We start from the raw sequence: 24,005 nt of genomic DNA on the forward strand, positions 1-24,005 counted from the left end.
TTGGCCGCGCCCGCAAGGGTTACTGATTGAGGCGCGTGTCGATCAGACCTTGCACCACGCTCGGATCGGCCAGGGTCGAAGTGTCACCGAGGCTGTCGAGTTCGTTGCAGGCGATCTTGCGCAATATGCGCCGCATGATCTTGCCTGAGCGGGTTTTCGGCAAGGCCGGCGCCCACTGGATCAGATCCGGTTTGGCGAAGCTGCCGATCTCCTTGCTGACGTGGGCCAACAGTTCTTTTTTCAGCTCATCGCTGGGCTCGGTGCCGTTCATCGGTGTGACGAAGGCGTAAATGCCCTGACCTTTGACGTCATGTGGATAACCGACCACCGCCGCCTCGGCGATGCTGTTGTGCAGCACCAGCGCGCTTTCCACTTCGGCGGTGCCGATACGATGGCCGGAGACGTTGATCACATCGTCGATACGTCCGGTGATCCAGTAGTCGCCGTCTTCGTCGCGACGGGCGCCGTCGCCAGTGAAGTAGTAGCCGGGGTAGGGCTTGAAGTAGGTATCGACCATCCGTTGCGGGTCGCCGTAGACACTGCGGATCTGTCCCGGCCAGCTTGATTTTATGGCGAGCACGCCGCTGCCGGCGCCTTTGATCTCCTTGCCGTGTTCATCGAGCAGCACCGGTTGCACGCCGAACATCGGTTGCGTGGCGCAGCCCGGCTTGATCCGCTGCGCACTGACCAAGGGGCTGAGCATGATGCCGCCGGTCTCGGTCTGCCACCAGGTATCGACGATGGGGCAGCGTTGTTCGCCAACCACGTTGAAATACCATTCCCACGCTTCCGGGTTGATCGGCTCACCGACGCTGCCGAGTAATCTGAGGCTCTGTCGGGAAGTTTCCTTCAACGGTTCGGCACCTTCGCGCATCAACGCGCGCAGTGCCGTCGGTGCGGTGTAGAAGATATTGACCTTGTGCTTGTCGATGACCTGCCAGAAGCGTGAGCTGCTCGGATAGCTCGGCACGCCTTCAAACATCAGCGTGGTCGCGCCATTGGCCAGTGGCCCGTAGACAATATAGCTGTGGCCCGTCACCCAGCCGACGTCGGCCGTGCACCAGAACACTTCGCCGTCGCGGTAATCGAGCACGTATTTGAAGGTCATCGCCGCTTGCAGCAGATAGCCGCCGGTGGTGTGCAGCACGCCTTTGGGTTTACCGGTGCTGCCGGAGGTATAGAGGATGAACAGCGGGTCTTCGGCGTCCATCGGTTCCGGTGGACAGTCGTCGCTGACGTCGCGCACAGCCTGGTGATACCAAAGGTCCCGGCCCTCGACCCAATCGACCTTGCCTTGGGTGCGCTCGACCACGATGACAGTGCTGACATCCGGGCAACTTTGCAGGGCTTTGTCGACGTTGCTTTTCAGCGGCACGAATTTGCCACCGCGCACGCCTTCGTCGGCGGTGATCACGGTGCGGCAATCGGCATCAAGGATACGGTCGCGCATGGAGTCAGGGGAAAAACCGCCAAACACCACCGAATGAACGGCGCCAATTCGGGTGCAGGCGAGCATGGCGTAAGCGGCCTCGGGAATCATCGGCATGTAGATGCACACCCGATCACCTTTCTTCACGCCACGGCTTTTCAGCACGTTGGCCAGTCGGCAGACGTGGTGATGAAGTTTTTTGTAGGTGATTTGCGCCGATTCGGCGGGGTCGTCGTCTTCCCAGAGCAGGGCGGTTTGATCGCCGCGCTGTGCGAGGTGACGGTCGATGCAGTTGTAACTGACGTTCAGTTTGCCGCCGGCAAACCAGGCGGCTTCACCGGTTTTCAGGTCGTAGCGCTGAACGGTTTGCCACGGTGTGCTCCAGTCCAGGAAGCGAGCGGCCTGTTCGGCCCAGAAACTGCTGGGGTGTTCAATGGATTCGCGGTACAGGCGCTGATAGTCGTCCTGACTCAACTGAGCAGCCCGGCGGACGGCATCGGCTTGGGGGAACGTGCTGATATCGAACATGACGGTTCCTTATTCTTGTTGTGCGAAGAATAAAGATGCGCCGAGCGGTCAACAGGTTCAAGTCATCCACAAACAACTGTGGGAGCGAGCCTGCTCGCGAATGCGCAGTGTCAGTCAACAAAGATGCTGAATGACAAACCGCATTCGCGAGCAGGCTCGCTCCCACAGTGGATAAGTGTTGCCCGCAGGATCTGTGGGCAACACAGTCAAATCAACCGCGGTGACGACCGCGGAAGTAGTTGATCAAGCCCTGGGTAGACGGATCGTCAGCGTTGGTTTCGTCGCTGCCGACCAGGCGATTGTAAACGCCCTTGCCCAATTCCTTGCCCAGTTCCACGCCCCACTGGTCAAAGGCATTGATGCCCCAGACCACGCTTTGCACGAACACTTTATGTTCATACATGGCCACCAGTGCGCCAAGACGACGCGGGCTGATGCGTTCGACCACCAGGGTGTTGCTCGGACGGTTGCCCGGGATCACCTTGTGCGGAGCAAGTTTGTGCACCTGGTCTTCGCTCATGCCCTTTTCGCGCAATTCGGCTTCGGCTTCCGGCAGGGTCTTGCCGAGCATCAGCGCCTGGCTCTGCGACAGGCAGTTGGCGTACAGCCACTGATGGTGGTCGGCCACCGGGTTGAAGCTGACGATTGGCACGATGAAGTCGGCCGGGATCAGTTGGCTGCCTTGATGCAGCAGCTGGTGGTAGGCGTGCTGACCGTTGCAGCCGACGCCGCCCCAGATCACCGGGCCGGTATCAGTCGAGACCGGGGTACCGTCCTGACGCACGCTCTTGCCGTTGGACTCCATGTCCAGTTGCTGCAAGTGCTTGGTGATGTTGCGCAGGTAATGGTCGTACGGCAGGATCGCGTGGCTTTGCGCGCCCCAGAAGTTGCCGTACCACACGCCGAGCAGCGCCAGCAGCACTGGCATGTTCTGTTCGAACGGCGCGGTCTGGAAATGCTGGTCCATGGTGTAGGCACCGGACAGCAGTTCCTTGAAGTTGGACATGCCGATGGCCAGGGCAATCGGCAAACCGATGGCCGACCACAGCGAGTAACGGCCGCCAACCCAGTCCCACATCGGGAAGATGTTTTCTTCACGAATGCCGAACGCCACGGCCGCGGCGTTGTTGCTCGACACAGCGATGAAGTGACGATACAGCTCGGCTTCCGAACCGCCCTGAGCCAGGTACCAGGCGCGTGCGGCCTGAGCGTTCTTCAGGGTTTCGAGGGTGTTGAAAGACTTCGACGAGACGATGAACAGCGTGGTTTCGGCGCGCAGCTTTTGCGTCAGTTCATGGAACTCGCTGCCGTCGATGTTTGCCAGGTAGTGGCAACGCACGCCTTTTTGCGCGTAGGACAGCAAGGCTTCGGACACCAGCTCAGGGCCGAGGAACGAGCCACCGATGCCGATGTTGACCACGTCAGTGATCGGCTTCTCGGTGTAACCACGCCACAGGCCGTCGTGGATGCGACCGACCAGATCGGTGATCTGATTCAGCACCTTGTGCACTTCCGGCATCACGTTGACGCCGTTGACCGACAGCTTGTCGCCGACCGGACGGCGCAGGGCGGTGTGCAGCGCAGGGCGCTGTTCGGACGTATTGACGATTTCGCCGTCGAACAAGGCTTTGATCGCGCCCTTCAGATCGACTTCATTGGCCAGGTTCACCAGCAGGTCGCGGGTCTGGGCGTTGATCAAATTCTTCGAATAATCGAGAAACAGCCCGCAGCTGCTGAGGGTGAACTGATTGAAGCGCTGCGGATCGGCGTTAAAGGCTTCGCGCATGCTGAAATCCTGCATGGCTTGGCGGTGATCTTTCAACGCTTGCCAGGCGGGCAGAGCGGTAACGTCTTGAGGATTGAGGTAATACGCCATCGCTGCGGTTTTCCTTTTTACTTGAACGGCCTTTTGAACACTGAACAAGCCTGCACGCCATGTTTGGGCGTGGGCCAACTGCGTTGTCACGGTTTCTGGACACAGGGCGAATACAGTAAACCTCGCGCTGCAATCTGTCTTGACTTTGTCTGACCCGATCCCTGTACTTTTTTAACATTGATACCGGGAACGAGGCGACAAACGGCCAATACACACCAGCAGTGGCGCGAAAACAACTGTGGGAGCGAGCCTGCTCGCGAAGCTTCGTGTCAGGCGGCGCGTGGCTATCTGACAGTTTGCGTTCGCGAGCAGGCTGGCTCCCACCGGGTATTGCGGTGATGCTTACGTCGGCGTATCGAGATTCAGGTGCAGGTTATCGATCAACCGCGTAGTGCCGAGAAACGCTGCCACCAGAATCACCAGATCACGGTCTTCAGCCGTCGCCGGACGCAAGGTCAAGGCGTGGCGGATTTCCAGATAATCCGGGCGCAGGCCAGCGGCTTCGAGCTGCTGCAGTTGCGCGCTGATCAGTGCCGGGAAATCCCGTTCACCTTGCTGAATCGACTCGGCAATCGTGCTCAGGGTGCGATAGACGACCGGGGCTACGGCGCGTTGTTCTTCGCTGAGGAAACCATTGCGCGACGACAGTGCAAGGCCATCCTCAGCGCGGACTGTCGGTTCGCCGATGATCTGGATCGGCATGTTCAGGTCATGCACCAACGCGCGGATCACCGCCAGTTGCTGGAAATCCTTCTGACCGAAAATCGCCAGATCCGGCTGAACCATGTTGAACAGTTTGCTGACCACTGTCGCCACACCTTCGAAATGACCCGGACGGCTGGCGCCACACAGGCCTTCGGAAAGTTGCGGCACGCTGACCCGGGTCTGCCCGGCCATGCCATCGGGGTACATTTCTTCGACGGTCGGCGCGAACAGCAGTGAGCAACCGGCTTCCAGCAGTTTTTCCTGATCCGCCGCGAGGGTGCGCGGGTATTTGTCGAGGTCTTCGCCGGCACCGAATTGCAGCGGGTTGACGAAAATGCTCGCGACCACGAAATCCACGCGTTGCGTGGCTTTGGTCACCAGCGCGACGTGGCCGCTGTGCAGGTTGCCCATGGTCGGCACGAAGCCGATGCGCTTGCCTTCGCTACGGGCACGGGCTACAGCAGCGCGCAGTTCGCGTACGGTTTTGACGGTGTTCATGCAGAGAATCCGTGTTCGATGCCAGGGAACGTGGTGGCTTTGACTTCGCTGACGTAAGCCTTGAGGGCCGAATCGATACTGTCCTGACCGTGCATGAAGTTTTTCACGAACTTGGGTACGCGGCCGGAGATCGACAGACCGAGCATGTCGGGCAGCACCAGAACCTGACCATCGGTGGCGTTACCAGCGCCGATGCCGATGACCGGAATCTTCACTGCCTGACTGATTTCTGCTGCCAGTTCACTCGGTACGCATTCGAGCAGCAGCATGGCCGCGCCAGCCTGTTCCAGTGAAATGGCGTCGGCACGCATCTGCCGCGCCTGGTTTTCGTTGCGGCCCTGCACTTTATAGCCACCGAGAATGTTCACCGCTTGCGGGGTCAGGCCCATGTGCGCGCAGACCGGGATACCGCGTTCGGCGAGCAGACGGATCGACTCGGCCAGCCACAATGCACCTTCGACCTTGATCATGTGCGCGCCGGCCTGCATCAGCATGGCGGCGTTGGTCATGGTTTGCTCAAGAGTGGCGTAGGCCATGAACGGCAAGTCGGCCATGATCAGGGCATCGCGGTTGCCGCGTTTGACGCAGGCAGTGTGATAGGCCATTTCTGCGGTGGTCACCGGCAGGGTGCTGTCGTGACCTTGCAGGACCATGCCGAGTGAGTCGCCCACCAGCAACACTTCGACACCGGCCTCGTTGCAGGCGTGGGCGAAAGTCGCGTCATAGCAGGTCAGCATGGTGATCTTTTCACCTTTCTGCTTGAGGCTCTGGAGCGTGGTCAGGGTGATGGCTGGCATGTAAAAAATCCTCGTTCAGGCGCTCTGGAAACTACTGCGAGTAACGCGCGTGATTCTTCATCTACTCAGGCGCACGGTCTTTTGTCGTGCTTATAAGGCCTGGATTGCGCCCGTATGTGCCGGGTTGGCGGCAGCGGGACGCCTATAGTCGTGAGGAGCCAAGCGGAAGTCAATTGTGTGTGTTACCGCGTTGTTACGAGGGGAGTGTTACCGGCGTTACTGATGCGATTCAGCGGCGCGGCGGGGCTGAATCACAGAATTTTTGTCGGACAAAAATAGCGATGCCGCACGCTATCCATGTAGGAGCTGCCGAAGGCTGCGATCTTTCGATCCTTGGGGTTTAAGAACAAAAGCAAGATCAAAAGATCGCAGCCTGCGGCAGCTCCTACAGGGGAGGATTTGTTTCAGGTTTGGGGGAGGCGTTCGAGGCCGACGAACGGACAGGCTGCCAGCAGATCGGCGAGGCTACGGCCATCGGCAAGGCGCAAATCGGCTGGAGCCAGTTCGGCCATCGGATACAGGACGAACGCGCGTTCCTGAATCTGATAGTGCGGGACTTTCAGTCGTGGTTCGTCGATCAGCCGATCACCGAACAGCAGAATATCCAGATCCAGCGTGCGCGGACCCCAGCGCTCCAGACGTTCGCGGCCCTGATCGTTTTCGATGGATTGCAGGGCGTCGAGCAGATCCAGCGGGGCCAATGCGCTGTCGAGCGCGGCGACCGCGTTGGTGTAACGCGGTTGGCCCGGCAGTAGCGAGTCGCTTTGATAGAAGGCGGAAACGCCGACGAGTGCGGTCTGCGGCAATTGCCCCAGCGCGTCGACCGCGCTGCGCAACTGTTCGGCAGGGTCAGCGAGGTTGCTGCCCATGCCGATGTAGATGCGTTCCATGCCTTACTCGCCTGTGGCGCTCGGCGCACCGGCGCGCTTGCGCTTGGAACCGCCGCTGCGACGACGTTTGCGCGGAGCACCGCTGGCATCGTCACCCTTGCCGCTGAGGTCGCGGATCATGTCGCGACGTTCGCTGTCGTTGGCATCCTGATAGTCAGTCCACCATTCGCCCAGGCCGTCGGTCTGCTCGCCAGCGCTTTCACGCAACAGCAGAAAGTCGTAACCGGCGCGGAAGCGCGGGTTGTCGAGCAACAAGTCGGCACGCTTGCCGCTGCGCCGTGGCAGGCGCTCCTGCATGTCCCAGATCTCGCGGATCGGCATGGTGAAGCGCTTTGGAATCGCAATGCGCTGGCACTGTTCGGCGATCAGCTCGTGCGCGGCTTCCTGCATCGCCGGAATCGGCGGCATGCCACGCTCTTGCAGACGCAAAACGCGGGCCGGCAGGGCGGGCCACAGCATCGCGGCAAACAGGAACGCCGGGGTCACCGGTTTGTTCTGCTTGATGCGCAAGTCGGTGTTGGTCAGCGCTTCGCTGATCAGCGTGTGGGTGTAATCCGGGTTGTGATCCAGCGCGTCGGCGCTGGCCGGGAACAGCGGGGCGAACAGTTGCAGATCGACCAGCATCTCGAAGGTGATCGCACCGTGTCCGGAGAGGAACAGCTTGAGCACTTCTTCGAACAGGCGCGCCGAGGGGATCTCGCGCAGCATCGGTGCCAGTTCGCGGATCGGCTGAACGGTGTGTTTTTCGATGCCGAAATTGAGTTTGGCTGCGAAACGCACGGCCCGCAGCATGCGTACCGGGTCTTCCTGGTAACGCTGCTTTGGATCGCCAATCAGGCGGATCAGGTGATTGCGAATGTCGTGTACGCCGTTGGCGTAATCGAGAATGCGCTCGCTGACCGGATCGTAATACAGGGCGTTGATGGTGAAGTCGCGGCGTTGCGCGTCTTCTTCCAGGGTGCCGTAGACGTTGTCGCGCAGAATCCGCCCGCTTTCGTTACGCGAAGACTGATTACTGTCTTCATCGTCTTCGTTTACGGGGTGATTGGCGCGGAAGGTAGCGACTTCAATGATTTCGCGACCGAAATGGATATGCACCAGTTTGAAGCGGCGGCCGATGATCCGCGCATTGCGGAATTCTGCGCGGACTTGCTCTGGCGTGGCGCTGGTGGCGACGTCGAAATCCTTGGGCGTGATACCCAAAAGCATGTCACGCACGCAACCGCCGACCAGATAGGCCTGGTAACCGGCGCCCTGCAAGCGTTCGACAATATTGACCGCGTAGCGGCTGAATTGCGTTTTCTGCAGCGAATGTTGACCGCTGTTGAGCACTTCAGGGGTGCTACGGATGTGTTGCGTACGACGCACGGGAGTTCGGAATGACTGGAACAACTTCTTCAGCATGGGATGCACTGTTTGAAGGAATGTTCGGCCATACCAAAGAATGACCGCATGATGGGCGCAGATTCTAGCATTTAGTCAGGGGATGGTGTAGGACGCAGCCGATTTGTCCTGCAAGCCGCGGACTACAGGCTTGCGACGCTATGAAAACGGGGATTTTTACGGGAGGGAGAAACTACAAGGGGAGCCGAAGCTCCCCAAGAAAGTAGTTGCGTGCTCTTTTTATTATTGATTCGGGCTTTTTGTTTTTGTTGAGTGCCCTCGCCATGAAGCTTTTCCTTCATGACCCTCCCAATCGGGAGCCAAGAGCAAACGGATTGCTTTGGTCGCTGAATTGCAGTGATCTCTCGATCCAACCAGTACAGGCTCTGTCTTAGGACAGTTTTTGTTGTTCTCGGCCTGGTCGTGGGGCAAGCCCCAAATACAACGCCTCTCCAAAAGAATCAGTTAGCTGCGTCTCTCGCCGTCTTGTTTTTATTGTGCGTGAGTCGATTCGTCTTATTTTTATTGTCTTGTGCATTGCTTGTTATTGTTCTTGTACCAAACATATAGCAGGGGGCGTGCCAACTTTTGCGAGGCCCAATAAAACAAGGGGTTAGGTCGATATAACCGTTTTGTCGGGACGAAAAAAAGCCGGGGTTTCGTTACCGATAACCCCGGCTTCTGTTACGTGAATGGACTGAGGTAACAGTTTTTTCACATCTTTAAACGTTACCCGCACACTCGACAGGTAACGTTCAGCTCTCGCTGGCAACCCCGGTCTTGCGCCGTGGAATGCCCAGACGCTGACGGCGTTCCCACAGGCATTTACGGCTGACGCCCAGTTTGCGCGCCAGTTCGGTCTCGGTCATGTGGTCTTGATGCTCGAGGACGAAGTGCTGGAAGTAGTCCTCCAGCGACAGGTCTTCAGTCGGCTCGTGGCTGCTGTTGCTGGCGTTACCGCCCGTTTGCGGTGGCAGGCCGATGAACTCGTCGTCTTCCAGATCGCTCAGCTCGATGTCGATGCCCAGCAGCTCCGCGGAAATCTCCGGACTCTCGCTGAGAATCACCGCGCGCTCCACAGCATTTTCCAACTCACGCACATTACCCGGCCATGAATAGTGACGGATGGCCTGTTCGGCATCCGCGGCAAATGTCAGGTCGGTACGGTTGATGCGCGCACTCTGGCGGGCGAGGAAGGCGCTGGCGATCTCGTTGACGTCAGCACCGCGCTCGCGCAGGGCCGGCAGTTTCAATGCGATCACGTGGAGGCGGTAATAAAGGTCTTCGCGGAACTGGCCGATTTTCGCCAGGCTCTTGAGGTCCCGGTGAGTGGCCGCGATCAGGCGTACATCGACCTTCTGCGACTGCACCGAACCCACCCGGCGAATTTCGCCTTCCTGCAACACACGCAGCAAGCGGGCCTGGGCTTCGAGTGGCAGTTCGCCGATCTCGTCGAGGAACAGCGTGCCACCGTCCGCGGCTTCGACCAGGCCAGCGCGCCCGGCGCTGGCGCCAGTGAATGCGCCTTTTTCGTGGCCGAACAGTTCGGACTCGATCAGGCTTTCCGGGATGGCCGCACAGTTCACCGAGATCATCGGCGCCTTGGCGCGTTTCGACAGGTTGTGCAGGGCACGCGCCACCAGCTCTTTACCGGTGCCGGACTCGCCCTGGATCAACACATTGGAATCGGTCGGGGCGACTTTGCGGATCTTGCTGTAAAGATCCTGCATGGGCGGGCACGAGCCGATGATGCCGATTTCGCCATTGCTGTTGTCGACGGCGGACTTGCCGCTGCCATTGGCGGTTTTGGCGGTAACCGTCTCACCGGCAGCAGGCGCCGATTGACGATCACGCAAAATTCGCGCGACAGCCTGGAGCATTTCATCGTGGTCGAAAGGCTTGGCGATGTAGTCCACCGCGCCCATCTTCATCGAATCCACCGCCGAGCGCAGGCTGGCGTAACTGGTCATGATCAGCACCGGGGTGCCTTGGCCAAGCTTGATCAGCTCGGTGCCAGGGGCGCCCGGCAACCGCAGATCGCTGACGATCAGATCGAACGTAGGAATGGTGAAGCGTTCTTGTGCTTCCTGCACTGAACCGGCTTCGCTCACCTGGTACTGGTTACGTTCCAGCAGGCGGCGCAAGGCGGAGCGGATAATTGTTTCGTCTTCGACGATCAAAATGTGCGGCATTGATTCGATACTCTCGACGGTCTCAGTTCACAGCGGACGTCGCTTCGACATGACGCGGTAAGGTCACCCGGATACGGGTGCCGCGTTGGCTTTGTACATCAGCCGGGCTGTCGATGGTGATTTGTCCATAATGCTCTTCAACGATGGAATAGACCAGTGCAAGGCCCAGACCGGTGCCTTCGCCAGGATCCTTGGTGGTGAAGAAGGGTTCGAACAATCGGTCCATGATGTTCTTCGGAATACCGCTGCCTTCGTCCTCCACGATCAGATCGACCGTGTGTTCGCCGGCTTCACTCTTGACCCGCACCGCGCTGTGCGGCGGCGAGGCGTCACGGGCGTTGGAGAGCAGATTGATCAGCACTTGGGCGAGCCGCTGCGGATCGCCTTCGACCCAGTGATCGGGATCGCAGAGGTTGTAGAACTGCACTTCGAAATTGCGCCGGTTCAACGCCAGCAGCCCGATCGCATCCTGCGCGACTTCGGCCAGACAAACGGGCTCGTCGCTGTGCTGATGGCTGCCGGCATGGGCGAAGCTCATCAGCGACTGGACGATACGTGACACGCGTTTGGTCTGTTCGAGAATCTGCCCGCTGATTTCGGTCAGCTCGCTATCGTCTTCGCGTTCTTCGCGCAGGTTCTGCGCCAGACAGGCAATGCCGGTGATCGGATTGCCGATTTCATGGGCCACCCCCGCAGCAAGGCGACCGATGCTGGCCAGGCGCTCGGAGTGCACCAGTTTGTCTTCGAGCATCTGGGTGTCGGTGAGATCTTCAACCAGCAGCACCAGACCGCTGTTGCCGGGGGCCAGCGGTTCGTCGATCGCCGCTTTGTGCAGATTGAGCCAGCGCGTCTGGCCGTCGAGGGCCAGGTGTTGTTTGTGCAAGTGCTCATCGGGCAGGTTGATGAAGCCCTGGAGCAATTCTTTCCACGGATCGCCAATGGTACTCAGGCGCGAGCCGACTACGCGCTGGGCGGCGATACCGGTCAGCTCTTCCATGGCCTTGTTCCACATGAGGATCTCTTGATCCTTGGCCAGCGAGCAGACGCCCATCGGCAGTTCCTGCAACGTCTGACGGTGGTAGCGGCGCAGGGCGTCGAGTTCGGCGGCCAGACCTGTGAGGCGCGAGTGGTAATCCTCGAGGCGGCTTTCGATGAAGTGAATGTCTTCGGTGACGTAGTTTTCGCCGCCGGCCTTGTACGGCAGGAAGGTTTCGACCATGTCCTGAGCGACGCTTGGGCCCATCAGACCGGAAAGGTTGGCTTCGATACGGTCGCGCAAACGGCGCAAGGCGTACGGGCGGCGTTCATCGAACGGCAGATAAAGATCACGTAGCGCCTGTTCGACTTCTTTCTGCGCAGCCTTGGCGCCCAGCGGTTTGGCCAGTTGCGTGGCGAACTCCTGTGGCGAGGCGGCATGCAGTTCGCGGCGTTGCGGGCGACGCACGTTGTCCACAGCGCAGGCTTCGGCAGCGGACGCTTCTTCCGGGCTGGCGTTGGTGAACAGCGAGATCAGGGTGAACATCAACACGTTGGCGGCCAGCGAGGCGATCGCCGCCATGTGCCAACTGGTGTCGTCCAGCACGTAAATCATGTTCAGCAGCGGGATGTAGAAACCTTGCAGATTGCCGACCAGCGGCAGGAGCATGGTCACCACCCACACCAGAATCCCCGCCAAAAGACCGGCGATAAAACCGCGACGATTGGCAGTCGGCCAGTACAGCACCGACAACACGCCCGGCAGGAATTGCAACGTGGCGACAAAAGCGACGATGCCCAGGTTGGCCAGATCCTGACCGGCGCCGAGCATCAGATAAAAGCCGAAACCGGCCATGATGATCGCGACGATCAGTGCCCGGCGAGTCCACTTCAGCCAGCGATAGATGTTGCCTTCGGCGGGCGGCTGATAAAGCGGCAGCACCAGGTGGTTCAGCGCCATGCCCGACAGTGCCAGGGTGGTGACGATGATCAGGCCACTGGCCGCCGACAAACCACCGACATAGGCGAGCAATGCCAGCGGCTTGCTGTTGGCGGCAATGCCGATGCCGAGGGTGAAATATTCCGGGTCGGTGGTGGCGCCGAGCTTGAGGCCGGCCCACAAAATCAGCGGCACTGCCAGGCTCATCAGCAGCAGGAACAGCGGCAAACCCCAGCTTGCGCTGACCAATGAGCGCGGGTTGAGGTTTTCGGTGAAGGTCATGTGATACATGTGCGGCATCACGATCGCCGAAGCGAAAAACACCAGCAGCAGCGTGCGCCACGGGCCTTCCTGCAACGGCGTGTGCAACGCGGCGAGGGCGGTCTGGTTTTGCAGCAGCCACAGCTCAAGCTGTTGCGGGCCGTCGAACACGCCGTACAGCGCATACAGGCCAACGCCGCCGAGGGCGATCAGTTTGATCACCGATTCGAAAGCAATCGCGAACACTAGCCCTTCATGCTTCTCGCGAGTGGCGATATGCCGGGAGCCGAAGAAAATCGTGAACAGAATGATCAGCGCACAGAACGCCAGCGCCACGCGGCTCTGAATCGGCTCGCCGGTGAGGATGCCAATGGAATCGGCCACCGCTTGAATCTGCAACGCCAACAGCGGCAGCACGCCGATCAGCATGAAAATCGTGGTCAGCGCTCCGGCCCAGGTGCTGCGAAAGCGGAAGGCAAACAGATCCGCCAGCGACGACAGTTGATAGGTGCGGGTGATTTTCAGAATCGGATAGAGCAGCACCGGTGCGAGCAAAAATGCGCCGGACACCCCGAGGTAACTGGACAGAAAGCCGTAGCCGTACTGATAGGCCAGGCCCACCGTGCCGTAGAACGCCCAGGCACTGGCGTAAACCCCCAGCGACAAGGTGTAAGTCAGCGGATGGCGAATGATCGCCCGTGGAATCATTCCACGCTCACTGATCCAGGCCACGCCAAACAGTGCGGCCAGGTAGGCGGCGCTGATCAGCAGCATCTGGGTCAGGCTAAAGCTCATCGGCATCTTTTTGGCTCTGCAGGATGAAGGTCACGACAATCAGGATCAGCCAAAGCAGATACGGGCGATACCAGGCGCCCGTAGCGTCGATCCACCAATCCATGATGGCGGGCGAAAACAGATAGATCCCCACGACCAAAAGCAGGACCAAGCGATAGATGTACATCCCGGCCTCTCTTTTTTATGCGCGTGCCCGAAAACGTGCGGCGATGGTAACGGATGGCAGCGCGACTGCAAGTGTCGTCATAGCAGTTGCGCTTCGGGCAGGGTCAGTGTGCGCGGGATCCGGGTGGCATCCCAGTGCGCGCTGCCCCACTTCAGCAGTTCCTGCGGCGTGGCGTGTTCGAGTTCCGCGCCGGGGTTTTGCCCCAATGCACGCAAGGCCCGCAGCAGCAACGGCGTGGCTTGATCCGCCTCAAGCGGCGGCGAGCGGTAGGACTTGCCGAGTTTGTTGCCGTCCGGTTGGGTGATCAACGGCAGGTGCAGGTAGCGCGGTTGACGCAAGCCCAGCAGTTCTTGCAGATAGAGCTGGCGCGGCGTGGAGTCGAGCAGATCGGCCCCGCGCACGATATCGGTAATGCCTTGCCAGGCATCGTCGAGCACCACGGCCAGCTGGTAGGCATAGAGGCCGTCGCGACGGCGAATCACAAAGTCGCCGACATCGCGGCCCAGATGCTGGCGATATTCGCCCTGCACCCGATCAATGAAGTGATATTCCAGCTCCGGCACGCGCAGGCGGATCGCCGCGTCTTGCTGGTCGTGGCCGGCGTTGCGGCACAACCCCGGATAAATCCCGTGATAAGGCTCCAACTGCTTGCGCGAGCAGGTGCAGGCGTAGGCCAGGCCGTGATTGAACAGGCTGTTGAGCACCTGGGCATAAGCGTCGTGTCGATCGCTCTGGCGCACCATGTCGCCATCCCATTCAAAGCCGTAGCTTTCCAGGGCCTTGAGGATCGCTACCTGCGCGCCGGGCTCTTCGCGCGGCGGGTCGAGGTCTTCCATGCGCACCAGCCAGCGGCCGCCGACCGAACGCGCGTCCAGGTAAGAGGCGAGGGCAGCGACCAGCGAGCCGAAGTGCAGGTGGCCACTGGGTGTCGGGGCGAAGCGGCCGATGTAGGCGGGGGAAGTCTTGGCAGTCATGAATGCGATAGTACTTTTGAGGACTTGCGGCGGCCACTGTGGGAGCGAGCAGGCTCGCTCCCACAAAAGCAGATAGCAAACGGCAGAAACAAAAACGGAGCGTTCGCACGCTCCGTTTTTCGTTCAGGTCGATATTACTTGCCGACCTGCTTTTCCTTGATTTCAGCCAGGTTCTTACAGTCGACGCACATGTCGGCGGTAGGACGGGCTTCGAGGCGCTTGACGCCGATCTCGATGCCGCAGGATTCACACCAGCCGTAATCTTCGTTCTGGATCAGATCAAGCGTCTTGTCGATCTTCTTGATCAGCTTGCGCTCGCGATCGCGGGCGCGCAGTTCCAGAGCGAATTCTTCTTCCTGACTGGCACGGTCGGCCGGGTCAGGGAAGTTGGCCGCTTCGTCTTTCATGTGGTCGACAGTACGGTCGACTTCCTGCATCAAGTCCTGTTTCCACTTGTTCAGGATCTTGGTGAAGTGGGCCCGCATCGGGGCGCCCATGTACTCTTCGTCTTTGGCCTGAACATAAGGTTCGAAACCGCTGACGGTCGGATTAGCCTGTTGCTTTGCTTGGGTGGGCATGAAATGGACCGCCTCTACTCTTGTAATCCATTGCGCAGGATTGCTCCATCACCGACACCTGCCGGCCCTGCGGCTGCAAGCGGGCGAACTTACCAGATCAATTCGGCCCGCGCTACTCCCGGATGTCGAGGCTGCGGCCGACGGTGCCTGGAAATATTTGCCAAGCCGTGTCTGGCGGTGTTGAAGACCTGTTCAATCACTGATTTTAGTCAATCCTGGAGCGTACGTTCTTATCGTTACAGTCCAGCGTTCTTGTGGCTGTGACCGCTACGGGTTCTCGCTCGTTCCGGCAGATGGGTAGAATCGTTTCTTTTCCCCCGTCGAAGGAAGGCCAATGGCTCAGCCCTACAGTGCGCGCAGTCGTGCGATCGAACCGTTCCATGTGATGGCGCTGCTGGCGCGGGCCAATGAATTGCAGGCTGAAGGGCACGATGTGATCCACCTGGAAATCGGCGAGCCGGACTTCACCACGGCCGAGCCGATCATCCAGGCGGGGCATGCGGCACTCACGGCGGGCAAGACGCGCTACACCGCCGCGCGCGGTATTCCCGAGCTGCGCGAAGCGATTTCCGGTTTTTATCAATCGCGATACGGCTTGAACATTGATCCGCGGCGCATCCTGATCACGCCGGGCGGCTCCGGGGCCCTCCTGCTGGCCAGTGCTCTGCTGGTCGATCCCGGTAAACACTGGTTGCTGGCGGACCCGGGTTATCCGTGCAACCGGCACTTCCTGCGCTTGGTCGAAGGCGCGGCGCAGCTTGTTCCGGTAGGGCCGGAGGTGCGTTACCAACTGACTCCGGACTTGGTCGAGCGGCACTGGGATCACGACAGCGTCGGCGCACTGGTGGCCTCGCCGGCCAACCCGACCGGGACGATCCTGACCCGCGATGAACTCGCCGGGTTATCCACAGCCATCAAGGCGCGGCACGGACATCTGGTGGTGGATGAGATCTATCACGGCCTGACTTACGGCACCGATGCGGCCAGCGTTCTGGAAGTTGATGACAGCGCTTTTGTGCTCAACAGTTTCTCCAAATATTTTGGCATGACCGGATGGCGTCTCGGCTGGTTGGTCGCACCGGATGCGGCAGTCAGTGAATTGGAAAAACTCGCGCAGAACCTCTACATCAGCGCACCGAGCATGGCCCAATACGCGGCGCTGGCGTGTTTCGAGCCGGATACCATCGCGATTCTTGAGGAGCGCCGCGCCGAATTCAGCCGACGTCGAGATTTCCTGCTGCCGGCATTACGCGAGTTGGGGTTCAACATCGCAGTAGAACCAGAAGGCGCGTTTTATCTTTATGCAGATATCAGCAAGTTCGGCGGCGATGCCTTCGCGTTCTGCCGTCATTTCCTCGAAACCGAGCACGTTGCGTTTACACCTGGGCTCGATTTCGGCCGTTATCAGGCCAGTCACCATGTGCGATTTGCCTACACGCAAAACCTCCCTCGCTTACAGGAAGCGGTGGAACGGATTGCCCGTGGCTTGAAGAGCTGGCAAGCCTGATGCGGTTTTATCCTCCTCTGGAAGAGGCGCGACTGATCCGCCGATATAAGCGTTTTCTCACCGATATCGAGACCGTTAGCGGCGAGTTGCTGACTATTCACTGCCCGAACACCGGTTCGATGCTCAATTGTCAGGTCGAGGGCGGGCAGGTCTGGTTTAGCCGCTCCAACGACCCGAAGCGCAAATTACCCGGCACTTGGGAAATCGGTGAAACCCCGCAAGGACGGTTGTTCTGCGTGAATACCGGCCGCGCTAACGGTTTGGTTGAAGAGGCGCTGCAGGCTGGCATCATTACCGAGTTGAACGGCTTTACCGCGTTGAAGCGTGAAGTGGCTTACGGACAGGAAAAAAGCCGCATCGATTTTCGCCTCGAATACCCGAGCGGCCCGGCTTACGTGGAAGTGAAAAGCGTGACGTTGGGTTTCGATGGCACGAACGTGGCGGCGTTTCCCGATGCTGTCACCCAGCGCGGCGCCAAGCATTTGCGTGAGCTTGCGCATCTGGCGCGGGATGGGATTCGTGCTGTGCAGTTGTATTGCGTGAATCTCAGCGGAATCGAGGCGGTGCGTCCGGCCGACGAAATCGATTCGGCCTATGCCGAGGCGTTGCGTGAGGCGGTCGCCTGTGGTGTTGAGGTTTTGGCTTACGGGGTTCGCCTGAGCCATGAAGAAATGGTGATCGACCGCCGCCTCGATGTGCTGCTCAACGGTTAAACATCTATCCACAGACCTTGCGCATCTTCGCGGCAACGTATGGCCGTCAGCGATTGTCCGGCGCAGGGCCCGGAAACGCATTCACCGTCCTCGATCAGAAACAGTGCACCGTGGGTGGCGCACTGGATCAGGCTATTGCTCGGGTCGAGAAACTGGTCCGGGTGCCATTCCAGCCCTACACCGCGGTGCGGGCAGCGATTGAGATAGACATACGCCTGACCGTCGCGACGCACGGCAAACAGTTTTTTCCCGTCGACATCAAAACCGCGACTGCCGGCCTCGGCCAGATCGGCGCCGGCGCAGAGAAACTTCATGGCTATCCTCTAGTGTCGTGTCGGGATATGTCCGAGCTTGACGTTTAAATGCAAACAATTATCAAATGGCGGCCTTCACCCGAAGGCGCCGGCCAGATGCCGAGGATACTTGGCCTGACATCCTGACGCCCGGGAAAACCTTGTTCAAGGAAGCTGTGTATGCGCCTGAGTACCCGCGTTGCTGTGCTGTGTGTCGAAAATTGGTAAAACCCCGCAGCCTGTTCATTGGCCTGACACTTCTGTGTCTGCTGGCGATCTGGTTGTCGTTGGCGTTGGGGCCGGTCAGTTTGCCGCTGTTCGATACGTTGCGCGCAGCGTTGCGCATGATCGGCGTACCGCTGGCACCGGAAGGGCTTGAGCAGGCTGAGCTGATTCTCGGGCAGATTCGTCTGCCGCGAACCTTGCTCGGGCTGGCGGTCGGCGGCGTGCTGGCGTTGTCGGGGGTCGCGATGCAGGGACTGTTTCGCAATCCGTTGGCAGACCCGGGTCTGGTCGGCGTTTCCAGTGGTGCGGCGCTGGGCGCGGCGATTGCGATTGTCGGCGGTTCTTTTTTTGGCGGCTTGCCGCAATGGTTCGGGCCTTATCTGTTGTCGGCGTGCGCGTTTCTTGGTGGGCTCGGCGTTACGGCACTGGTTTATCGTCTCGGTCGGCGCAATGGGCAAACCAATGTCGCGACCATGTTGCTGGCGGGGATCGCGCTGACGGCACTCGCCGGTTCGGCAGTTGGCCTGTTCACTTATCTGGCAGACGACGCGACCCTGCGCACGCTGACTTTCTGGAACCTCGGTAGCCTCAATGGCGCCAGTTATGCGCGGCTGTGGCCATTGCTGATCATCAGTGCCGGTGTGGCGTTGTGGTTGCCGCGTCGGGCGAAGGCACTGAACGCCTTGTTGCTGGGTGAATCCGAAGCCGGGCATTTGGGCATCGATGTCGAACGGCTCAAACGTGAACTGGTTTTTTGCACGGCGCTGGGTGTCGGCGCGGCAGTGGCGGCGGCGGGGATGATCGGGTTTGTCGGGCTGGTGGTACCCCATCTGGTGCGATTGCTGGCCGGCCCAGATCACCGGGTCTTGCTGCCGGCCTCGGTGTTAGCCGGGGCGAGCCTGTTGTTGCTGGCCGATCTGGTGGCGCGACTGGCTCTGGCGCCGGCGGAGTTGCCGATCGGTATCGTCACCGCGTTTATCGGTGCGCCGTTCTTCCTGTATCTGCTGCTGCGAGGGCGTGCCTGATGTTGCGTGCGCACAATCTGCACATCCGCCGTGGTCGTAAAACCGTGCTCAGCGGTATCACCCTTGAGCTTGAACCGGGTGAAGTACTCGGTGTGCTCGGTCCGAATGGCGCCGGAAAAAGTACCTTGCTCGGCGCTTTGTGCGGTGAGTTGACGGCCAGTGAGGGAGAGGTCTTGCTCGACGCTCACGTGTTGAGCCACTGGACTGGTACCCAACGTGCGCAACGCCTGGCCGTGTTACCGCAGGTGTCGACGCTGGATTTTGCCTTTCGCGTCGAAGAAGTGGTCGGCATGGGGCGTTTGCCTTATCAAAGTGGCCGGGTGCGCGATGACGAGATTGTCGCCGCGGCACTGGCGGCCGCAGACGCCGGGCATCTGAGCGGTCGCAGTTATCTGGCATTGTCGGGTGGCGAACGGCAGCGTGTGCATCTGGCGCGGGTGCTCGCGCAACTCTGGCCGGGGCAGGCGGGGCAAACGCTGTTGCTGGATGAGCCGACCTCGATGCTCGACCCGCTGCATCAACACACGACGTTGCAAGCGGTGCGCGAATTTGCCGATCGTGGCGCCGCCGTGCTGGTGATCCTGCATGATCTGAATCTGGCAGCACGTTATTGTGATCGCGTGTTGCTGCTTGAAGGCGGGCGTCCGGTAGCATTGGATACGCCGCAGCAGGTGTTGCAGCCGGAAACGCTCAAAGCCGTGTTCGGCCTTGAGGTATTGGTGCAGCCGCACCCGGAGCGTGGGCATCCGCTGATCATCGCCCGCTGATTTTCTCATCGAGGTGATCGCATGCGTGGGATGTGGCTGTTGGCCGTGTTGTTGCTCGCCGGGTGTCAGCATGTTGCTGCGCCGCCGCCGACAGGTGGTCAGATTCGTGATCTGCACAGCGGTCAGCCGCTGACCGCGCAGCAATTGCTCGCGCGTCTCGCCGAACCTGATCGGGTGATCGTCGGTGAGCAGCATGACAACGCCGACCACCACGCTGCGCAGTTATGGCTTTTAAGGTCGCTTGGCGAGCTACGGCCGCAGGGTAGCCTGCTGCTGGAAATGCTCACACCGGATCAACAGGCCAAAGTTACTGCGGTTCGCCAGTCCGCGTCGCCTCCCTCTGACCTTCCCGGCGCATTGGCCTGGCAGGAGGGTTGGGACTGGAATCTCTATGGGCCGATCGTCCGCTTCGCCCTCACGCAACCGTATCCACTGCTGGCCGCCAACCTGGATAACGGCGAAATCCGCGCCTTCTATCGTAATCCGCCGGGTTTGAGTGGCAAGCGCAGCAATGCTGAAGCAGTGAAAACGACTTTGCTGGGGCAGATCAGCGATTCTCACTGTGGTCTGCTGCCTGATTCACAGATGCCGGCGATGCTGGCGGTTCAGCAGCAGCGGGATCGACGCATGGCAGAGGTTTTGCTGTCGGCGCCGACTCCGTCCTTGCTGCTGGCCGGCGCGTGGCATGCGCGCAAGGATGTCGGGGTGCCGCTGCACGTCGTGGATGTGAGCGAGTCCCGAGCACCGACGGTGCTGATGCTGGCAGAGCAGGGCGATGAGGTGACTGAGGCGATGGCCGATTACGTCTGGTACACCCCGGCCACCCCGAAGCGCGATTACTGTGAAGAGATGCGTAAACAGTTCGGCAAATGACTTTTCCACAGGCAAAAAAAAGACCCGGTAAGAACCGGGTCAAATAACCGTGATTAGCCTGATGAGGAGATAATCTGAGAGTCCGAACCAAGGGCTTTTCAGAATATCGACTGATCTCGCGACCAGTTGTGATAATCATAGCGATTCTCATTACCATGTCAATCGCTGATTCTGCATTTATTTGATCTGATCTCTGCAATGGCTCGAACGCCCCGTAAATAAAGGAGTTCGCGCTACCCTTTGTCAGCTGTCAAACGGGCGATCTGTTGGTTCATTTGGCCGATGCGCCGCGCCATGCTCGCAATCAGGCTGTGGGCGATCTTCGGATTACTGCTGGTCATGCTCAAAAATTGATCCCCAGGAATCAGCATGACTGTGCAAGGTTCTCGCGTGACCACCGTAGCGTTGCGCGGCTCCCCGGTGAACAGCGCCATGGCGCCGAAAATCTCGTCCTTGGGAACCTCGCCGACCTTGTGTCCGTCGACAAAGACTTCGGCGTGCCCCTCGATGATCACGAACACGTGATCGGCAGGGTCGCCTTGGTGAATCAGGGTTTCCCCGGCCTCGACCCGTTTGAAACCGTTGGTACTGCGAAACTCCCGCGGTTTCAGTTCGGCCACGGCGTGGGCGAGGAGGGCCATTTGCCCCAGCAGATACTCGAGAAATTGCTCCGCACGGCTGGCGTCTGCAAATAAATGCTGGAAAACATCACAGCGCCGATAAGGCAGCAGACGTAACGGCCCGTCACTGCGCAAGCGGCAATCCGCCCAGGCGTGACTCTGCTGGAGGCCGATCAAGTCGCCTTCCTGCCAATAGAACAGTGCGCGCGAACCGATGAAGCCGTTGATCACCCCTTCTGCCAGTAGAAACACTTGATCGTCGGGCAACTGCGCCGACAGGTCATCAGTCGCTTCCAGCTCAATTGCCGGCCCGCACGACAAAAGGCCTTCCAGCCACTGTGCAGGCAGATTCTGCAAACGGTTGATCATTGCGTCGGCCAATGCCGATTGTTCCCCAAGCAGGTACATGGCAGCGCCCGTTCAATTCTTGTGGCGTGTGGAAATGGCTTCGAGCTGCTTGTTCAGGGCGTCCTTGCGTTCGGCGGGGATGTCGTTCCAGTGCACATCCATCAACGCGCCTTCGATCGCATACAGCAACACCTTCGACGCGCGAAACCCGCGGGTGCGCACGGCCCGGTAGGCGTCCACTGCGCCCAGGCGACGCAAGTCCGAGGCGCTGTGGATGCCCACGGCATGCAGCCATTGCGCCGACGTCTTCCCAAGATTCTTCAGGTGTTGCAGTTCATCATTCATCAAGCCTCCTTGCGACGGCCGAATGGTGCGTGGGCGAGCTTCTCAGGAGTGTAGCCATCAGTAGGAAAAGCGTGGTTGTTTGGTCGGATTCAACGCAAACGCTTCTAAGAAAGGGCGCTTGTAAGGCCTGCGAACGCAGAAAGAAGGGGGCAAACAAATATCAAATGTGGGAGCGAGCCTGCTCGCGAAAGCGGTCTTACTTTCACGATCAGGGTGACTGACACTCCGTCTTCGCGAGCAGGCTCGCTCCCACAGGGTGGGTGTGGTGTCAGAGATATCAGCGAGTGCGATAACGCAGGCGTGTGCCGAAATTCATCGACATCAGAATCTCGTCAGCACTCAGTTCCGGCGGGAAGTACGCTCCGGAAATCTGCGCGTGGGCCAGGCTTGCGCCTTCAAGCGAGGCGTTGCGGAAATCAATGCCACGCAAATCGGCAGAACGGAAATACGCGTCCCGGAAATCTACGCCATCAGCGTTCAATTCACGCAAATCGAGGCCACGGAAGTCGCCACCGACCATGTCGATCGGGCCGTCTTGTGGGCGTTCCTTGTTGAAACCTGTGATGTCATCTTTATGCAGCAAGGCATACAGCGGGGTGTCGAGAAGTTTCGGCTGGCTCATGTCACATCACCTGTTGGTTTTATGACGCCAGTATAGTGCCACTATTTAGTGGCCGTGAAGCGAGCGAGGGCTTCACGGCCGAAATAGTTTCTTACAAGCCTGGCAGGCGCTGACGGATCTGCGCGACAACGGTGTCCAGTGTCCCGGATTCATTGGTCTGAATGCGTTTGCTGCGCAGAATCTCTTCCGGCGTCAACGCTTCGCGGTTGGCCTGTTGCGCTTCAATCACAGCCAACGTGGCGTCGGACGGATCCTGTTTATCGGCCTGACGAATCGCAAGCCAGCTCTCGATCACTGCTTGCGGGGCGTTGCAGTCGAGGATCAGGAACGGTGTGCCAGTCGCTTCAGCGATTTCTGCGGCGTTATCGCGCTGCTCGCGCTTGAGGTAAGTCGCATCGATAACCACCGGGAAACCGGCGTGCAGGATGACCTCGGCAATTTCATGCAGGCGCGAGTAGGTCTTGGCGCTGGCGTCGGCGCTGTAAATGCCGGCCTGCACATCGTTGGCTACGGTTTGCTCGCCGAACAAACGCTTGCGTTCAACGTCGGAGCGCAGACGAATTGCACCCAGTGCTTCGACCAGGCGCATGGCCACGTGGCTCTTGCCGACAGCGGAAACGCCGTGGGTAATCGCCATGAAGCGCGAAGGAATGGTGCTGTAGCTTTCCGCCAGGTTGGCGTAGTTGCGGTACTGGCGCAGGGTAGTGGCGCGCTGCACCGGAGTCGCGTCCGCCGGCATGCTGAACAGGGCCACCTTGGCGCGAACCAGTGCGCGGTAGGCTTTATAGAAGTTCAGCACTTCCAGGCCTTGGTAGTCGCCGGTCAGTTCCAGGTATTGGCTGATGAAGCGGCGAGCCAGCGACTTCAGGCCGCGGTCTTCCAGGTCCATCGCGAGGAAACCGGTGTCGGCGTAGACGTCGGTGAAGCGGAACGGCTCGTTGAATTCGATGCAGTCGAAGATCACCACTTTGCCGTCGATGACGGTGGCGTTGCCCAAGTGGATGTCACCGTGGCATTCGCGGGTGAAACCCTCGGCCTTGCGCTGAGCGAACAGCGGCTTTAGGCGCTCGAAGCTGCTTTCGGCCCAGGCTTTCAGAGCCTCGAGTTGCAGCAAATCGTTTTTGTCGCTGAGGAACGGCAGAATCTGTTCGAAGTTCTGGCGGACTGGCGCCATCACGCTGTCCGGGGTGCCGGCGTCGTGTTCGGCCGGGACTTTGGGCGCGTTGAGGTGGAAGTGGGCGATCTGCTCGGCCATTTCATCGATGTGCTGGGTGGTCAACTCGCCGTTGGCCTGCAGGGTGCTTAGCAAGCCGGACTGTGGAAACTGGCGCATTTTCAGCACGTAGTCGATCGCTGGGCCGTCGCCGCCCAGTTGCGGGGCGTCGACGCTGCCCGTCACCGGCAACACTTCCAGATACAAATCTTCGGTCAAACGCTGGTTCAGACGCAGCTCTTCAGCGCAAAAGTGTTCGCGTTGATCGAGGCCGGTGAAGTCTAGGAAGCCGAAATTCACCGGCTTCTTCACTTTATAAGCAAAGGGGCCGGTGAGGATCACCCACGAAATATGGGTTTCGATGACCTGGAACCCTTCGACGGGGTGCGGATACAGGGCCGGGTTTTGCAGGGCAGCGATCAGGGACTGGCTCACGGGCGATCCTTCAGAGACTGGGGGAAATTCGA

Annotated in this window: 21 protein-coding genes; 5 read left to right on the plus strand and 16 right to left on the minus strand. The window is 59.7% G+C overall.

The features are described from left to right. Positions 1-19: 19 nt before the first annotated feature. The 11 genes from acs to dksA all read right to left on the minus strand — a co-directional run bounded on the left by acs (position 20) and on the right by dksA (position 14,987). Positions 20-1,957: an acetate--CoA ligase gene (gene acs / locus IEQ42_RS22010; RefSeq protein ID WP_210705188.1), complete on the minus strand. Its 1,938-nt coding sequence runs from the start codon at positions 1,955-1,957 to the stop codon at positions 20-22. 211 nt (positions 1,958-2,168) lie between these two features. Next, positions 2,169-3,833, minus strand: coding sequence for a glucose-6-phosphate isomerase (pgi, locus tag IEQ42_RS22015; protein WP_210705189.1), 1,665 nt, complete (start codon positions 3,831-3,833; stop codon positions 2,169-2,171). Between the two features lie 342 nt (positions 3,834-4,175). Further along, the gene (gene panC, locus IEQ42_RS22020) at positions 4,176-5,036 is read right to left on the minus strand and encodes a pantoate--beta-alanine ligase (protein ID WP_210705190.1); all 861 of its coding nucleotides are present in this window, start codon (positions 5,034-5,036) and stop codon (positions 4,176-4,178) included. Next, the gene (panB, locus tag IEQ42_RS22025) at positions 5,033-5,833 is read right to left on the minus strand and encodes a 3-methyl-2-oxobutanoate hydroxymethyltransferase (RefSeq protein WP_210705191.1); all 801 of its coding nucleotides are present in this window, start codon (positions 5,831-5,833) and stop codon (positions 5,033-5,035) included. The genes panC and panB overlap by 4 nt, the downstream gene beginning before the upstream one ends. Before the next feature lie 404 nt (positions 5,834-6,237). Beyond that, positions 6,238-6,723, minus strand: coding sequence for a 2-amino-4-hydroxy-6-hydroxymethyldihydropteridine diphosphokinase (gene folK / locus IEQ42_RS22030; protein WP_210705193.1), 486 nt, complete (start codon positions 6,721-6,723; stop codon positions 6,238-6,240). Between the two features lie 3 nt (positions 6,724-6,726). Further along, positions 6,727-8,127: a polynucleotide adenylyltransferase PcnB gene (locus IEQ42_RS22035; protein WP_042561099.1), complete on the minus strand. Its 1,401-nt coding sequence runs from the start codon at positions 8,125-8,127 to the stop codon at positions 6,727-6,729. Between the two features lie 734 nt (positions 8,128-8,861). Then, positions 8,862-10,298, minus strand: a complete 1,437-nt coding sequence (locus IEQ42_RS22040) for a sigma-54-dependent transcriptional regulator (protein WP_150688187.1) — start codon at positions 10,296-10,298, stop codon at positions 8,862-8,864. 22 nt (positions 10,299-10,320) lie between these two features. After that, a complete protein-coding gene (locus IEQ42_RS22045; RefSeq protein WP_210705195.1) occupies positions 10,321-13,275 on the minus strand; it encodes a sensor histidine kinase in 2,955 nt (984 codons plus the stop codon). Then, a complete protein-coding gene (locus tag IEQ42_RS22050) occupies positions 13,259-13,435 on the minus strand; it encodes a hypothetical protein (protein ID WP_003176118.1) in 177 nt (58 codons plus the stop codon). Before IEQ42_RS22050 ends, IEQ42_RS22045 begins: the two co-directional genes overlap by 17 nt. Positions 13,436-13,512: 77 nt before the next feature. Continuing rightward, positions 13,513-14,409: a tRNA glutamyl-Q(34) synthetase GluQRS gene (gluQRS, locus tag IEQ42_RS22055; protein WP_047303253.1), complete on the minus strand. Its 897-nt coding sequence runs from the start codon at positions 14,407-14,409 to the stop codon at positions 13,513-13,515. Between the two features lie 134 nt (positions 14,410-14,543). Continuing rightward, entirely contained in the window at positions 14,544-14,987 is a 444-nt protein-coding gene (gene dksA, locus IEQ42_RS22060; RefSeq protein ID WP_042561095.1) for an RNA polymerase-binding protein DksA, read from the minus strand. Positions 14,988-15,321: 334 nt separating this feature from the next. On the opposite strand from dksA, the gene IEQ42_RS22065 reads away from it, so the two are divergent. Beyond that, positions 15,322-16,494: a pyridoxal phosphate-dependent aminotransferase gene (locus IEQ42_RS22065; protein WP_210705197.1), complete on the plus strand. Its 1,173-nt coding sequence runs from the start codon at positions 15,322-15,324 to the stop codon at positions 16,492-16,494. Beyond that, complete coding sequence (gene sfsA, locus IEQ42_RS22070; RefSeq protein ID WP_210705199.1) at positions 16,494-17,207, plus strand: DNA/RNA nuclease SfsA; 714 nt, start codon at positions 16,494-16,496, stop codon at positions 17,205-17,207. Before IEQ42_RS22065 ends, sfsA begins: the two co-directional genes overlap by 1 nt. Here sfsA and IEQ42_RS22075 read toward each other — a convergent pair. After that, positions 17,204-17,521, minus strand: coding sequence for a Rieske (2Fe-2S) protein (locus IEQ42_RS22075; RefSeq protein WP_210705200.1), 318 nt, complete (start codon positions 17,519-17,521; stop codon positions 17,204-17,206). The genes sfsA and IEQ42_RS22075 overlap by 4 nt on opposite strands. Before the next feature lie 245 nt (positions 17,522-17,766). On the opposite strand from IEQ42_RS22075, the gene IEQ42_RS22080 reads away from it, so the two are divergent. Genes IEQ42_RS22080 through IEQ42_RS22090 form a run of 3 tightly spaced genes read left to right on the plus strand, consistent with a single transcriptional unit; the run spans position 17,767 to position 20,390 of the window. Further along, a complete protein-coding gene (locus tag IEQ42_RS22080) occupies positions 17,767-18,750 on the plus strand; it encodes a FecCD family ABC transporter permease (protein ID WP_210705223.1) in 984 nt (327 codons plus the stop codon). Further along, positions 18,750-19,517 (plus strand): heme ABC transporter ATP-binding protein, encoded by a 768-nt coding sequence (locus IEQ42_RS22085; RefSeq protein WP_210705201.1) that lies wholly within the window; start codon positions 18,750-18,752, stop codon positions 19,515-19,517. The genes IEQ42_RS22080 and IEQ42_RS22085 overlap by 1 nt, the downstream gene beginning before the upstream one ends. Before the next feature lie 21 nt (positions 19,518-19,538). Then, entirely contained in the window at positions 19,539-20,390 is an 852-nt protein-coding gene (locus IEQ42_RS22090; RefSeq protein WP_210705202.1) for a ChaN family lipoprotein, read from the plus strand. 233 nt (positions 20,391-20,623) lie between these two features. Here the strand turns inward: IEQ42_RS22090 and IEQ42_RS22095 are convergent, their stop codons facing one another. The 4 genes from IEQ42_RS22095 to IEQ42_RS22110 all read right to left on the minus strand — a co-directional run bounded on the left by IEQ42_RS22095 (position 20,624) and on the right by IEQ42_RS22110 (position 23,973). Beyond that, positions 20,624-21,418, minus strand: a complete 795-nt coding sequence (locus IEQ42_RS22095) for a Crp/Fnr family transcriptional regulator (protein ID WP_210705203.1) — start codon at positions 21,416-21,418, stop codon at positions 20,624-20,626. 12 nt (positions 21,419-21,430) lie between these two features. After that, positions 21,431-21,703 (minus strand): TfoX/Sxy family protein, encoded by a 273-nt coding sequence (locus tag IEQ42_RS22100; protein ID WP_042561087.1) that lies wholly within the window; start codon positions 21,701-21,703, stop codon positions 21,431-21,433. Positions 21,704-21,980: 277 nt separating this feature from the next. Further along, a complete protein-coding gene (locus tag IEQ42_RS22105; RefSeq protein ID WP_007909940.1) occupies positions 21,981-22,325 on the minus strand; it encodes a pentapeptide repeat-containing protein in 345 nt (114 codons plus the stop codon). A gap of 91 nt (positions 22,326-22,416) precedes the next feature. Next, complete coding sequence (locus IEQ42_RS22110) at positions 22,417-23,973, minus strand: bifunctional aminoglycoside phosphotransferase/ATP-binding protein (RefSeq protein ID WP_210705204.1); 1,557 nt, start codon at positions 23,971-23,973, stop codon at positions 22,417-22,419. Positions 23,974-24,005: the final 32 nt, after the last annotated feature.

The sequence above is a fragment of the Pseudomonas iridis genome (assembly GCF_017980685.1).
GTDB classification, from domain to species: Bacteria; Pseudomonadota; Gammaproteobacteria; order Pseudomonadales; family Pseudomonadaceae; genus Aquipseudomonas; species Aquipseudomonas iridis.

Coding starts and splice junctions, on each gene's coding strand:
- acs (WP_210705188.1), bottom strand. CDS start 1,957: ATGTTCGATATCAGCACGTTCCCCCAAGCCGATGCCGTCCGCCGGGCT.
- pgi (WP_210705189.1), bottom strand. CDS start 3,833: ATGGCGTATTACCTCAATCCTCAAGACGTTACCGCTCTGCCCGCCTGG.
- panC (WP_210705190.1), bottom strand. CDS start 5,036: ATGAACACCGTCAAAACCGTACGCGAACTGCGCGCTGCTGTAGCCCGT.
- panB (WP_210705191.1), bottom strand. CDS start 5,833: ATGCCAGCCATCACCCTGACCACGCTCCAGAGCCTCAAGCAGAAAGGT.
- folK (WP_210705193.1), bottom strand. CDS start 6,723: ATGGAACGCATCTACATCGGCATGGGCAGCAACCTCGCTGACCCTGCC.
- IEQ42_RS22035 (WP_042561099.1), bottom strand. CDS start 8,127: ATGCTGAAGAAGTTGTTCCAGTCATTCCGAACTCCCGTGCGTCGTACG.
- IEQ42_RS22040 (WP_150688187.1), bottom strand. CDS start 10,298: ATGCCGCACATTTTGATCGTCGAAGACGAAACAATTATCCGCTCCGCC.
- IEQ42_RS22045 (WP_210705195.1), bottom strand. CDS start 13,275: ATGCCGATGAGCTTTAGCCTGACCCAGATGCTGCTGATCAGCGCCGCC.
- IEQ42_RS22050 (WP_003176118.1), bottom strand. CDS start 13,435: ATGTACATCTATCGCTTGGTCCTGCTTTTGGTCGTGGGGATCTATCTG.
- gluQRS (WP_047303253.1), bottom strand. CDS start 14,409: ATGACTGCCAAGACTTCCCCCGCCTACATCGGCCGCTTCGCCCCGACA.
- dksA (WP_042561095.1), bottom strand. CDS start 14,987: ATGCCCACCCAAGCAAAGCAACAGGCTAATCCGACCGTCAGCGGTTTC.
- IEQ42_RS22065 (WP_210705197.1), top strand. CDS start 15,322: ATGGCTCAGCCCTACAGTGCGCGCAGTCGTGCGATCGAACCGTTCCAT.
- sfsA (WP_210705199.1), top strand. CDS start 16,494: ATGCGGTTTTATCCTCCTCTGGAAGAGGCGCGACTGATCCGCCGATAT.
- IEQ42_RS22075 (WP_210705200.1), bottom strand. CDS start 17,521: ATGAAGTTTCTCTGCGCCGGCGCCGATCTGGCCGAGGCCGGCAGTCGC.
- IEQ42_RS22085 (WP_210705201.1), top strand. CDS start 18,750: ATGTTGCGTGCGCACAATCTGCACATCCGCCGTGGTCGTAAAACCGTG.
- IEQ42_RS22090 (WP_210705202.1), top strand. CDS start 19,539: ATGCGTGGGATGTGGCTGTTGGCCGTGTTGTTGCTCGCCGGGTGTCAG.
- IEQ42_RS22095 (WP_210705203.1), bottom strand. CDS start 21,418: ATGTACCTGCTTGGGGAACAATCGGCATTGGCCGACGCAATGATCAAC.
- IEQ42_RS22100 (WP_042561087.1), bottom strand. CDS start 21,703: ATGAATGATGAACTGCAACACCTGAAGAATCTTGGGAAGACGTCGGCG.
- IEQ42_RS22105 (WP_007909940.1), bottom strand. CDS start 22,325: ATGAGCCAGCCGAAACTTCTCGACACCCCGCTGTATGCCTTGCTGCAT.